At 49.7% G+C, this 12,877-nt stretch carries 7 protein-coding genes; 6 read left to right on the top strand and 1 reads right to left on the bottom strand.

Annotated elements, in window-relative coordinates; translation table 11 throughout:
* Window position 1: 1 nt before the first annotated feature.
* A complete protein-coding gene (locus tag CWE15_RS01880; protein ID WP_241971828.1) occupies window positions 2–1,066 on the bottom strand; it encodes a lipoate-protein ligase LplAB in 1,065 nt (354 codons plus the stop codon).
* Between the two features lie 154 nt (window positions 1,067–1,220).
* Between CWE15_RS01880 and CWE15_RS01875 the strand changes: the two genes are divergently transcribed.
* The 6 genes from CWE15_RS01875 (at window position 1,221) to hisF (ending at window position 12,860) form a co-directional block, all read left to right on the top strand.
* A complete protein-coding gene (locus CWE15_RS01875) occupies window positions 1,221–1,604 on the top strand; it encodes a hypothetical protein (protein ID WP_126756355.1) in 384 nt (127 codons plus the stop codon).
* Between the two features lie 135 nt (window positions 1,605–1,739).
* On the top strand, window positions 1,740–5,315 hold the full coding sequence (gene recC, locus CWE15_RS01870) for an exodeoxyribonuclease V subunit gamma (RefSeq protein WP_126756354.1): 3,576 nt from the start codon (window positions 1,740–1,742) through the stop codon (window positions 5,313–5,315).
* Entirely contained in the window at window positions 5,312–9,097 is a 3,786-nt protein-coding gene (recB, locus tag CWE15_RS01865) for an exodeoxyribonuclease V subunit beta (RefSeq protein ID WP_126756353.1), read from the top strand. The genes recC and recB overlap by 4 nt, the downstream gene beginning before the upstream one ends.
* Window positions 9,094–11,160, top strand: coding sequence for an exodeoxyribonuclease V subunit alpha (gene recD / locus CWE15_RS01860; RefSeq protein WP_126756352.1), 2,067 nt, complete (start codon window positions 9,094–9,096; stop codon window positions 11,158–11,160). The genes recB and recD overlap by 4 nt, the downstream gene beginning before the upstream one ends.
* Window positions 11,161–11,477: 317 nt before the next feature.
* On the top strand, window positions 11,478–12,068 hold the full coding sequence (gene hisH, locus CWE15_RS01855) for an imidazole glycerol phosphate synthase subunit HisH (RefSeq protein ID WP_126756351.1): 591 nt from the start codon (window positions 11,478–11,480) through the stop codon (window positions 12,066–12,068).
* Window positions 12,069–12,083: 15 nt separating this feature from the next.
* Complete coding sequence (gene hisF, locus CWE15_RS01850; protein ID WP_126756350.1) at window positions 12,084–12,860, top strand: imidazole glycerol phosphate synthase subunit HisF; 777 nt, start codon at window positions 12,084–12,086, stop codon at window positions 12,858–12,860.
* The last annotated feature ends 17 nt before the right edge of the window (window positions 12,861–12,877 follow it).

Here is a 12,877-nt window from a genome sequence, read left to right as displayed (position 1 = left end):
GTTAGTTTACTTTATACAACCACTCGTCCGTTAAATACTTTTCCTCTACAAGGCGCTTTCCTGCAGCTAGCTCTTCTGGTAAATAGTCGCCCGCTTGGCTTGTATATGTACTCGAAAAGTACGCAATAAAAGCGTCTATAATGGCCTCTCGAGACAGGCCTGTTTGACTTCGCATCGGGTCTACGCGCTTGTTCGCACTTTTAGTGCCTTTGTCAGACAGTTTTTCCCGACCTATACGAAGTACCTGTAACATTTTATCGGCGTCTATGTCATAAGCCATCGTGGCATGATGAACCAAGACGCCATTGGCAAAGCGCTTCTGGGCTGCTCCCCCTATTTTTCCCTGTTCCGAGCTAATGTCGTTCAGGGGTTTGTAGTGGGCTTTTATTCCCACCTCACCAAGCGCAGCAAGCACCCATGCGTCCAAGAACTGATAGGACTGTTCAATGCTCATGCCATCCACTATCGAGGTAGGCACAGTGAGTGAATAGGTTATACAGTTGCCAGGTTGCATAAACATAGCGCCACCACCGGTTGCACGACGCACCACTTGCACCCCTTCTTGTGCCGCAGCCTCCATATCCACCTCGTTTCGTACCGACTGGAAGCAGCCAATAACAACAACCGAGTCGTCCCAGTCCCAAAAGCGTAAGGTGGGTCCGCGCACCCCCTGTGCAACCGAGTTTGCTATCACCTCGTCTAACGCTGCATGCTGAGCTGCTGGTAAAGTGACAGGCGGAATAACCGTAAATTCATGATCAAGCCAGCTACTGGCTTGCCCCAACGCTCGGCGTACTGCTGTTGCCACTGCTTCTGCTGAAAAACCAAACATCATCACGTCGTCGCCAAGGGCTTCTTGAATTGCGGTACTTAAGGTTTTATGGCTGGCGGACACAGGCAAACCATTCAAGGCTTCATTAATGTGTGTTAAAGCCGAGTCAGGCTCTAGGAAGAAGTCTCCCGAAATACTGACATTCTGCAAGATTCCTTGGTGTACTTCCATATCAGCTACAACCAGCTTACCACCTGGTACTTTATACTCACCGTGCATTATTTCATGCTTCATCGTTACACCCTGCCCTCAAACCTCAAAAATAATGAGTCTCATTCTATGAGTCGAACCAAAGGCAATCAAGCGGAATACTGCTTAATAAGCTTTGCCTTCATGTTCATTTTAAGTAACATGAAATTCACACTTTCCAAGACAGGGAGCTAACCCCATGCGTGCTCATATTGTCGTATTTTGTATGATAGGTTTCTTTCATTCGTCCCTTTTTGCTTCAGAGTCTGATGAACTTCAACGGGCAGTCACCCAAATTCGCATTCACCAGGTGTCTCTACAGCAAATTGACGAAGCATGCGGAAGCCATATAGCCTTGAGTGAGTCCAAACTACAGGAGCTCGACCGATTAAGCATCGCCAAAACACACATGAGTTACCGTGAACTAACAGAACGATACACAAACCCAGACAATATTCGTGCAAAGGCGAACCTTTCCACGCAAGGACTGATTGACAGCGATTGTAACCCTGACTACCTAGACTATTTACACATGGTTATAACAGAAAGCCTGGCTGAACACCTAGAAGCACTGCGGCAATAACAGCGATGGGCCCATACACAAACCAAACTTCTCTACCGAATAGCACTGGCCAAATCCCACGTTTTCACTAAGTGCGACTTGTATTGTCGCACCTATTTGCTTTAATGGGCGCCACACCAACTATAAGGATGTTCTATGGCCTCGACACTTGCCCCATTGCAACCTGGGTTTATGCTTTTACAAGGCAACCGGCTTGAAGATCTCCGCGATCTGTTAAGCCATTGGATTGTTAGCCACCCTCTGCGTCCTCTAGAGCACGAGTGCATTCTGGTGCAAAGTAACGGGATAGCACAGTGGCTAAAAATGGCGCTCGCCCGCGACAAAGGGGGTTGCGGGATTGCCGCCGCCATGAATGTGGACCTACCGGGCCGCTTTTTATGGCAGGTGTATCGAAGCGTCTTTGATGAACTTCCAACTATTTCCCCCTACGACAAAGGGCCCCTCACGTGGCGCATATATCAATTATTACAAAACTGGGAAGGGCTTGAGGCACGTTTACAAGTTAGTGGTGAGTCCATCGAAGCACTCGAACCACTGCAAAGCTTTCTAGCGCAAGACGACGACCCGCGGCGGTTACACCAACTGGCTGCGAACCTAGCGGACTTATATGACCAATACCAGGTGTATCGAGCCGACTGGCTTGCTGCCTGGGAGCAACATGAAGACGTCATCATAACGGCTCAAATGCAACAGTTGCCTCTTGAACAAGCTGACCGCTGGCAAGCCATTGTGTGGCGCTTGCTCGTTACCGATGTGCAAAACGACCCGCACTTGGCAGAGTCGGAGTCTCCATGGGCACGGGCCAGCCGAGCAAGCATCCATCAAGCTGTTCTGGAAGCCTGCACCAATTTTTCTCCAGAGCACAGACCAAGTGGCTTGCCCCGCCGGGTGCTGGTGTTTGGTATTTCTTCATTACCACGGCAAACCCTCGACTTATTACATGCCATAGCACCCTTTACACAAGTGCTCGTGTTTGCCAGTAACCCGTGCCAGCATTACTGGGGCGATATTGTGGAAGGCAAAGAATTATTACGCCAAGAGTACAAGCGTATTCGTGCACGTAAAGTACCCGCCGACTTAAACCCAGAAGACTTACATTTAGCCGGGCACCCACTGCTTGCTTCCTGGGGAAAACAAGGCCGTGACTATTTACATTTACTGGACGAACAGGACACACCCGAAGAGTACCGAGAGCACCTTGCTGCATTACAAAAAAGTATTGATATCTATCGCGATCCTTTAGAAGACAACACCAGTCTCTTAGCTCAATTACAGTCTGATATATTCGACCTCCGGCCTTTGCAAGAACGAAAGGACATGGGCTGCACCATAGACCCTGAACAAGACCAAAGCTTGCAATTTATTGTCGCCCACAGTGCCCAGCGCGAGGTGGAAATTCTGCATGACCAACTGCTCAAAGAATTCGAACAAGCCCATGCACAAGGTGAGTCATTACCACCACGAGATGTGCTGGTTATGGTTCCCGACATTAATGATTATGCGCCTCATATTCAGGCTGTCTTCGGCCGTTATGCTGGCAGTGGCGACCAGCGGGACTCCCGCTTTTTACCTTTCCACATTGCCGACCAAGGCCAGCGAGGCCAAAATACCTTGCTTATCGCCTTTGAAAGCATTTTGGGCTTGCCCCACTCGCGCTTTATGGTCAGCGAACTATTAGACCTTCTTGATACGCCTGCGCTACGAGAGCGTTACCAACTTGCTGAGGCAGACTTGCCGCGACTCACTGAATGGATTCGTGGGGCCAATATACGCTGGGGGCTCGACGCCAAACAACGAGCTGAATTAGGCCTACCTGAAGAAGAGCAAAACACCTGGTTATTCGGCATGCGTCGCTTACTACTTGGTTTTGCCAGTGGCGCCAGCGGCCCTTGGTTAGGCATTGAACCTCACGATGAAGTTGCTGGTCTTGAAGCCGCTTTGCTTGGCCCCTTAACCCAGCTGCTAAACGACTTAGCGCATACGCGAGAACAATTACAAGCCCTGCATACGCCTAAAGTCTGGTTAGACATCATGCAGGAGATTACACAACGCTTTTTCTCGGAAGTAAGCCAAGCCGACAGCTGGGCCCTTTCAACGATAGAAACTCAATTTGAACAGCTTGAAACCACATGGCAGCACGGCGGTTTGGCAGAGCAAGCACTGCCCCTTCAAGTTGTGTCTGAAGAATTATTAAGTGCCTTAGACCAACCCACTCTCACGCAAAAATTTTTGGGTGGAGCCATAAATTTCGCAACGTTAATGCCCATGCGAGCCATCCCCTTTCAACAAGTGTGGTTACTGGGGATGAACGACGGTGACTACCCTCGCAGTGTCCGCCCAGCAGACTTTGACTTAATGTCAAAACACTACCGTCCAGGTGACCGTGGCCGCCGTGAAGACGACCGTTACCTGTTTTTGGAAGCCCTTTTGTCGGCACGGAAAAAGCTGGTTATTAGCTGGGTGGGACGAAGTATTCGTGACAACACAGAACGCCCACCGTCGGTTTTGGTGGGGCAATTACGAGACCATATTCAGGCGGGTTGGACGTTAACTAATAGTGACGAAAGCATATTAGCCGCGCTAACGACGGAGCACCCCCTACAAGCTTTTAGTCCAAGATACTTTGTAGAGCCAAACCCTGAAAGCAAAGAATACGCCAACGACAAGCGCCTACATACATTCGTTCACGAATGGCAGTCCATACTGCAGCAACCCCCTACAGAACAACTGCCCGTGGCAGAGTGGCCGCAGCTACCACCTTGGTACCCCGAAAGCACCTTGAGCTTGCGTCAGCTCAACGACTTTTTACGCTGTCCCACCGAGGCGCTTTATAAAGAACGTTTTCATGTGCATGCCCCCCATGAAGCAGACATCCCCCTTGATGTGGAAAGCTTTGAATTCAACGGCTTAGAAGCATGGAGTCTCAAGGACACGCTTATTTTAGACACCTTTCAGCTGGGGCTGTCATCTCAAGACTATGCGGCCAAGCTAGAGCAAGCTATTGCCACATTGGTGCGCCAAGGTACGCTCATTGAGGGGGCTTTAGGGGCACTCCAGGCCGATGATATGTCACAACTGTTACCCGACTTGTTTCGCGCCTGGCAGGGTATTTGCGAGGACTTCACCCCATTAAGCATGCCTGAAAGCCGAACGCATACAGTGAAAGTTCAAGGTCATGCACTCGCCATTGAATTAAACAGCCCATATTTAATGCGACATAATGAAAGCCACCAATACCAACAGGTGATTGTGCAAACAAGCGATATTGTAAAAGGTAAGAAATATACTTGGCGCAACTTAACGCGCCCTTGGCTGCAACACTTATTGACCCAGGTTCTCAAGGAACAGCCTGTGCCGACCCATGTGCTGTCGCCTAAGGGCACCATATGCATGCCCGGATTAACCTTGGCAACAGCACAAGAATTACTTGCACAGTTAGTTACTTGGTGGTGGCAAGGCATGCAAGCCCCCTTACCAACAGCCTTAAACCTTGGTATTCAATGGGTGGAAGCGAAAGCGGAAGGCAAGCCAGATAACGTTGCACTCGATAAAGCCCAAAAAGACTACAGCAGAGACGCCCAATACGCAGAACACTTTGCTGCCATCTATTCCGACTTTGACGCATTGGAAGCGCACCCAGACTTTATAGCGGTCACGGAAGCGCTTTACACTCCTCTGTACCACGCCATTAAAGTGGAGGCATCCGAATGAGCCAAGTATTAAGCCCGCTTCACTACCCATTGCAGGGCTCTGCATTGATAGAGGCCAGTGCGGGTACTGGTAAAACCTATACTCTGGCCATGCTGTATGTGCGCTTCGTGTTGCAGCAAGGGGGCAGCCTTGCGTATAAACAAGCTTTATTACCACCCAATATTCTAGTGGTCACTTTTACTCGGGCTGCAACTAAGGAACTACGAGAACGCATTCGGCAACGTTTGGTTGAAACTGCCATGCTTTTTCGCGCCGACCTCACCACCTTAAAAAGCCCAGACCCATTATTGGTGCAACTGCGCGACGCCGTGATTCAAGAAGGTTTAGCCGCAGGCCATACAGACCAACACACGCTTCTTATGAGCGCTGCCTATAAACTCGATATGGCAGCACAGTGGATGGATGAAGCGTCTATATCCACCATTCATGGCTGGTGCTACCGCATGTTAAAAGAGCATGCGTTTGACAGTGGGAACTTATTTCAACAAGAGTTAATTGAAAGTGAAACGGACCTGTTGCAGCAAGCGGCCGAAGACTATTGGCGACATTTTTATATGCACTTACCGTCAGAGGAATTAGAGCACGTACTGTCCTTTTTCCATTCGCCCCGGGACACGCACAAACAAGTATTGAACCTGCTAGAGCAACGTCATTTATTATCGAAGCCTACGCAGGCTCCTGCTGAGCTTATAGCAGCAACGAAGCAGCAAAAAGAAGCTGTGCTGACACCATTAAAAGAAGCATGGCGAAGTCAGTATTTACCAGCACTCCAAGCTGCCTTTGAGCAAGCGAACAAGGCAAAAGCTTATAAAGCTACGTCATTAAATAAACGCCATATTGGTGGGGTTGTGGACAAGCTCTTAGAGTGGACTGCAAACGAAGAGGATGCGCCGGATCTCGACTTTGACAAAAGCGCCTCTTTTAAACGCCTCGCTTTACTCGACACCAGTATATGGACCGATGAAACGGCTATCCCTTGGGCAAATGAAGGCTGTAAAGCACTGGCCGAGTTGCCACAGCAACTTGCGAGCTTACCCTGCCCTTTGAGTGACTTGCTAAGCCATGCCACGCATTGGATAGCTGCACGACTTGCTTTATTGAAAAAGCAACAAAGCATGATAAGCAACCAAGACTTACTCGATGCCTTGGACAAGGCACTCCACAGTGAACGTGGTGAGCGCTTAGCTGCTGCCATTCGGGAACAGTTTCCAGTCGCACTGGTCGATGAGTTCCAAGACACTGACCCCGTGCAATACCGTATTTTCAACCGTATTTATAATATTGCGGAGTCGAGCCCTGACCACGCATTTTTTATGATTGGCGATCCGAAGCAAGCTATTTATGCGTTTCGCGGGGCCGATATCTATACCTATTTAGAGGCCAAAAAAGCAACCGCTGGTCGCCATTATACGCTCGACCATAATTACCGTTCTGCACCGGCACTTATTCAGTCGGTGAACACTCTATTTGCACAAGCAGATAAACATGATCAAGGCGCTTTTCTGTTTAAACAAGGCAACGAAAATCCCATTCCTTTTGTGCAAGTCAAACCAGGGAAAAGTAATCACCTCTGGTTAGAACTTGACGGCACGCCCTATGCCCCCATGCTCGCTTGGGTCATGCCAGCGGCAGACGAAGGCACACTCACGAAAGGCGCTTTTGAAGAGACTATAAGCGAAGCGACCGCCACAGAAATAACCAAACTGCTGATTGCAGCCCAAGAAAAGCGGGCTTGGTTGGTGGAAGCCTGCCCTGAGGGCGAAGTGAAAGAGCGTCAGCAACTTGCACCCGCGGATATTGCCGTGCTTGTAAACAACCGTGGGGAAGCAGACAAGGTTCGCCAAGCCCTTCAAGACAAAGGGGTTGCAAGTGTTTACTTGTCAGAAAAAAACAGTGTGTTTCAGTCCGACGCTGCGACTCTTTTGCTGCATTTATTGCGTGCCGTCGCCGAGCCATATAACGACACCTTATTGCGCAAAGCCCTTTCGCTGCCAGCACTTGGCTTAGACCTACAGCAATTAGACGCCTTAAACCGCGATGAGTTGGTTTGGGAACGCCGTGTGCAACAATTTGTGCAGTACCATTGGGACTGGCAACAAAAAGGCAGCCTCGCAGTGGTTCACCTTTTTATTAAAGACTTCAAGCTGGCCGAACGTTTATTGCAACAGCCCGGTGGTGAGCGCCAAATGTCTGATTTGCTCCATTTAGCGGAATTACTGCAAAAGGCATCGGCTGAACTCGACGGCGAACAAGCACTCATTCGTTATTTACAAGAGCAGCAAGAAAGTCCTGACGAAAACAACGAGGCTCAGCAACTTCGTTTGGAAAGTGACAGCCAACTGGTACAAGTGGTCACCGTGCATAAATCGAAAGGGCTCGAATATCCCTTGGTGTTTTTGCCCTTCGCCACCCACTGCAGAGTGACTAAAAAGAACGATGTGCCCTTAAAAGTACATAACGAAGCTGGCGAGCTTAGCCTGTATTTGCAGGCGACCCCTGAACGGCTAAAGCAAGCAGATCACGAACGTTTAGCGGAAGACATTCGTAAACTCTACGTTGCTTTAACCCGGGCCAGCCATTGCCAGTGGGTTGGTATAGGCGCCTATAAGGACTATGACCTCAGTGCTATGGGCTATTTATTAAATGTCGCTAAGACGAACAACCTGGAAAAACAAGTTACCCAGGCCGGCTTTACCTTGGCTGAACCCACAAGTAGTGACCTTGTGTTTGAAAAGGTAATATCCACCACCTTCAAGCCAGTGGAGTTGCCACAGCTTGGCAACTTAACCAACTGGTGGATAGCCAGTTACTCGGCGATCCAGTTTGAGTCCGTAGCGGAAAGCTCACAACTGCCTATGGCCACGAACACAGCCACACCGGACCGAGACACCAGTAGCCCACGCGACGAACAACGCGAAGAGGAAGTGAAAGTTGGTGCCGTCGAGCCCGAGCTCATACCACAGCCATTGGCAACCAACACACAGCCCCTTTCGAAGTTGAATGTTATGCATCACTTCCCTGCAGGGGCCACCTGGGGAACCTTGTTGCATACTCTCTTGGAGTGGGCCGCGGTGCAAGAGTTTAGGCAGGAAGACACACTCGTCACCAAAGGCTTTGCGGCCATTGTGGCGGAGAATGAAAAAAGCAAAGCTAACTTCTTCACGTTTTGCCAACGTCGCCATATTGATGAATATGCAGAAGCCTTATGGGGGTGGTTACTCGACTTTGTCCAAATAGAATGGTCTTTAGCGAGTGAGCAGCATTCCGACAGTCTGCGTCTAAGCGCTTTATCGCCGGAGCAAGTGGCTGTGGAGCTTGAGTTCATGCTGGAAAGCCATCAGGTCAGCACACAAAGCCTTGACCAGCTAGTGCGTCGCCATACGCTAAATCAGGTTGCACGTCCCGTAGCCCAAGCCAATAGCTTAAACGGCTTGCTCAAAGGCTTTATTGACTTAGTAGCCGAACACAATGGTCGCTATTATGTGATTGACTGGAAGTCTAACCGGCTTGGCAACAATGACTTAGACTACACCCAAGAAGCTATGCTGCAACAAGTGCTGATGCATAGGTACGATATGCAGTACGTTCTATACCTGGTGGCATTACATCGTCTGCTTAAAGCACGGCTACCAAATTACAACTACGACACGCATGTGGGTGGGGCTGTGTATGTGTTTTTGCGTGGTATGCATGGCCATTTAACAAGTGGTTTGTTCTATGACAAACCACCCAAACAGCTTATCGAACAACTGGACGCCCTATTGCAAGGAACTGCTCTATGAATGATGTATTAAACCAATTAGAGAGCTGGGCAGCACGAGGCGCATTACGCAGCTTGGACATAGCTCTGACTCGTTTTATAGCTGAGCATGCTGGCAGTCCAAGTCCTGAGCTCTTGCTTGCCACGGCCTTATTAAGCGAGCGCAATGGCCATGGTCATGTCTGTCTTGACTTGGCTAGTGTGTTAGCCGATCCGGCAGCCCTACTGAGTGAAGACGAGGCGCAACAGGCACTCCCGCAACACAACGAATGTCCAGTTGCCGAAGAACTCAGCAACTGCCTGCAAGGCTGGCAACTGCAGCAATGGGTTGCTGCTCTCTTAGCGAGCAATGCGGTGACGGACGCACGTCATGGCCAGTCTCCAAGTGACAGTTCAAGCCCCTTGGTTTTAGCCGGGAGCGAACAAACGCCTTTGCTGTATTTACGCCGCTATTGGGTATACGAGCAACAAATCCAAACGGGTATACAGCAACGTTTACAGAACCAACACGAATGGTCGAAAGAAGACACGGCCCGTATTTTAACCCAGCTTTTCCCTCCTAAAAATGTCACTGCTGAAGAGCCCGCAAACGACTGGCAAAAAATAGCATGCGCCTTAGCGTCGCGAACCGGGTTTGGCATTATTACGGGCGGTCCTGGCACAGGGAAAACGACAACCGTCATACGCCTGTTAGCGCTTCTCCAAGGACTACAGCAATCACAGAAACGACCCCCTTTAAACATTCGTCTGGCCGCACCAACAGGAAAAGCAGCAGCCAGGCTCAGTGAGTCATTAACCAAAGGAATTGAGCAGGTCAAATTGAGCGGTGACTTGGCCGACTGTCGCCAGGATATTCCAACCGATGTCACCACCCTGCACCGCTTACTTGGCAGTCGTCCTGGCTCGCGTCATTTTCGCCATCATGCAAAGCAACCTTTACCTGCTGACTTGGTGGTCATTGACGAAGCTTCTATGGTTGACGTGGAAATGCTGGCCAAACTATTTGACGCCCTCATGCCCCATACGCGATTGATCTTACTAGGTGACAAGGACCAGCTTGCCTCCGTAGAGGCGGGCTCAGTACTAGGTGACTTCTGCCGTAGCGCAGCCCAAGGAAACTATACATCGGCAACACTTCAGTGGTTACAGCAGGTCACTCAACAAAGCATTCCCGAAGGAATGCTCAATGCTTCAGGCTCTTCCTTAGCACAAGCCACCACCATGTTGCGCCACAGCTATCGCTTTGCTAAATACCCTGGTATTGGTGCTTTAGCGGACAGTGTGAACTCGGGGACAGCAACGCCCGCAGACATACAAGCTATCTGTACACAGTATGCCCGTACTGGCTCTGCTGTCAGCCCTCAGCACAACTTAGAACTCATTCGCCTGCAAAAACCCGAATTTCAATCGTCAAAAGCGGCGGCTGAAGGCCCTTTCAGCCCGTTAAAGAACTTAGTAAAACAAGGCTACCAAACCTATTTGACCGAGCTTATCAAACTGCGCCCAAGCACAGATGCCCGGGAGTCACTTGACCCATGGGCCTTGGCTGTATTCAAAGCCCATAGCCAATTTCAATTACTGACACCTGTCCGTACGGGACCTTGGGGGGTGGACGCACTCAATATACTGGTGTTGAATGCGCTTAAAACTATCCCCTCCTTGCGTGGCCTCTTGCCCCAGGGCAACCCCGCATGGTACCCAGGTCGCCCTGTATTAGTTACCCGCAACGACTACAGTTTAAAACTGATGAACGGGGACATTGGAATATGCTTTGAGTGGCCTGAGTCGCAAGTGCTGCGTGTCGCTTTCCCTGACGGTCAGGGGGGCATCCGTTGGGTGCTACCAAGTCGCTTGCAAGGCGTGGAAACTGTGTTTGCGATGACAGTGCACAAGTCCCAAGGCTCCGAGTTTACGCACACAGCCTTAGTGCTTCCTAGTCACGACACGCCGGTGTTAACCAAAGAACTACTGTATACGGGCATCACCCGCTCCAGTGAGGCTTTTACCCTGTTGTATAGCGATACGCAGGTTCTGGCCAACACCCTTACCCGACGCGTACAGCGCGCCAGTGGCTTGCAAAATTAAATCCGTCGTATATTGGACAGAAAATGCTTGCTCTTATAACCCTATGTATGTTTTTATGAGGGCAAGCAATGACCAATATCAGGTTCATATATGACGCTAAACCAGACCGCCGTACATCATCACCACCATTCACCGGAATAACCTGTCAGGTTTTTCGCTGAGAGGTTATTCCTAAACGGAACCTCTGGCGAGTCAACATCTTCTTTCTTTTCCGCCCTGAGGCTCCGCTCAGGTTTTTACACAATTGGAAAAGGACAGTTTTATGAAGTGTTACCCCTTAACCCTTCCCTTGCTTTATAAGACACGCGGGGGAACTTATGCTTGCGATAATTAATACCGGTTGCGCCAATATTAATTCTGTGCGCTTTGCCTTCGAGCGACTAGGACAGAGCCCAGCTGTCATCACTGCACCAGAACAATTAGCTCGTTACGACCGGGCCATTCTGCCGGGTGTTGGCCATGCGGCTATAGCGATAGAAAGACTACAAGCCTTAGGTTGGCAGCAAACCCTCTTAGATTATGAACGCCCTCTCTTAGGGATTTGTTTAGGAATGCAGCTTTTATGTGAACACTCTGCAGAAGGTCAGGTGTCTTGCTTGGGTAAAATTCCAGGTCAAGTTCAAGCCCTCGACGTCGGTCCACTTCCCTCGCCTCATATGGGTTGGAATACCATTCAGTTGCAACAAGAACACCCCCTAACCCAAGGGCTACGCCCCCAAGAACACCTGTATTTTGTTCATAGCTTTGCGCACTCAACCAATACAGCAACACTGGCTCAGTGTCACTATGGTGAGCGCTTTTCTGCCATTGTGGCCAAAGATAATGTTGCGGGGATGCAGTTTCACCCAGAGCGAAGCGCACACGTGGGTGCGCGCTTATTGCAAAACTTCATTAACTGGCAACCATAATCGAGGTGTACATCCATGCTAACCAAACGAATTATTCCCTGTTTAGACGTTAAGAATGGTCAGGTCGTAAAAGGTGTCCAATTTAAAGGCCATGAGGTTGTAGGCGATATTCTTAGCCTTGCTCAAGCCTATAGCCACGCCGGTGCCGACGAATTGGTTTTTTACGAAATAAGTGCCAGCGTCGAGCAGCGGCTTATTGACACTCAATGGGTTGAGGCGGTTGCCCGGGTTATTGATATTCCTTTCTGTGTTGCTGGAGGCATAGGTTCCGTTGAAGACGCTGCACGCGTGTTGGCAGCAGGTGCAGACAAGGTAAGCATTAACAGTCCTGCTCTAGCACGCCCTGAATTGATAAAGGAGCTCCATGATGCATTTGGAAAACAGTGTGTGGTAGTGGGTATTGACAGTTTTTACGACCCGGACACAAATGAATATGTTGTGTACCAACTTACGGGCGACCCAAGCGCAACCAGCCAAACTCCTTACACCACCCTAGAATGGCTTGAGCAGGTGCAGGCATTAGGTGCCGGCGAAGTTGTGTTGAACTGTATGAACCAAGACGGTGTTCGCAACGGCTACGATATGAAACAACTAAGTCGCATGCGTCAGGCCTGTCAAGTTCCTCTTATCGCTTCAGGTGGCGCTGGCTGTATGCAAGACTTTGTTGATGTCTTCAACCACAGTCAGGTGGATGGCGCTCTTGCTGCCAGTGTGTTTCACAAGCAAACCGTTGACATTCATGCCCTTAAAGAATTTTTAGCAAAACACTCTATTCCTACACGATTAGGCTAAGCTTAATAGAATACCTA

The sequence above is a fragment of the Aliidiomarina taiwanensis genome, from assembly GCF_003987015.1.
Classification (GTDB): domain Bacteria; phylum Pseudomonadota; class Gammaproteobacteria; order Enterobacterales; family Alteromonadaceae; genus Aliidiomarina; species Aliidiomarina taiwanensis.
The sequence above is the reverse complement of the archived record's forward strand: the minus strand, read 5'-3'. Positions and strand labels throughout refer to the sequence as shown.

Bases quoted from the DNA above. Each gene is read 5' to 3' on its own strand.
- CWE15_RS01880 (WP_241971828.1), bottom strand. From the start codon at position 1,066: ATGAAGCATGAAATAATGCACGGTGAGTATAAAGTACCAGGTGGTAAG.
- CWE15_RS01875 (WP_126756355.1), top strand. From the start codon at position 1,221: ATGCGTGCTCATATTGTCGTATTTTGTATGATAGGTTTCTTTCATTCG.
- recC (WP_126756354.1), top strand. From the start codon at position 1,740: ATGGCCTCGACACTTGCCCCATTGCAACCTGGGTTTATGCTTTTACAA.
- recB (WP_126756353.1), top strand. From the start codon at position 5,312: ATGAGCCAAGTATTAAGCCCGCTTCACTACCCATTGCAGGGCTCTGCA.
- recD (WP_126756352.1), top strand. From the start codon at position 9,094: ATGAATGATGTATTAAACCAATTAGAGAGCTGGGCAGCACGAGGCGCA.
- hisH (WP_126756351.1), top strand. From the start codon at position 11,478: ATGCTTGCGATAATTAATACCGGTTGCGCCAATATTAATTCTGTGCGC.
- hisF (WP_126756350.1), top strand. From the start codon at position 12,084: ATGCTAACCAAACGAATTATTCCCTGTTTAGACGTTAAGAATGGTCAG.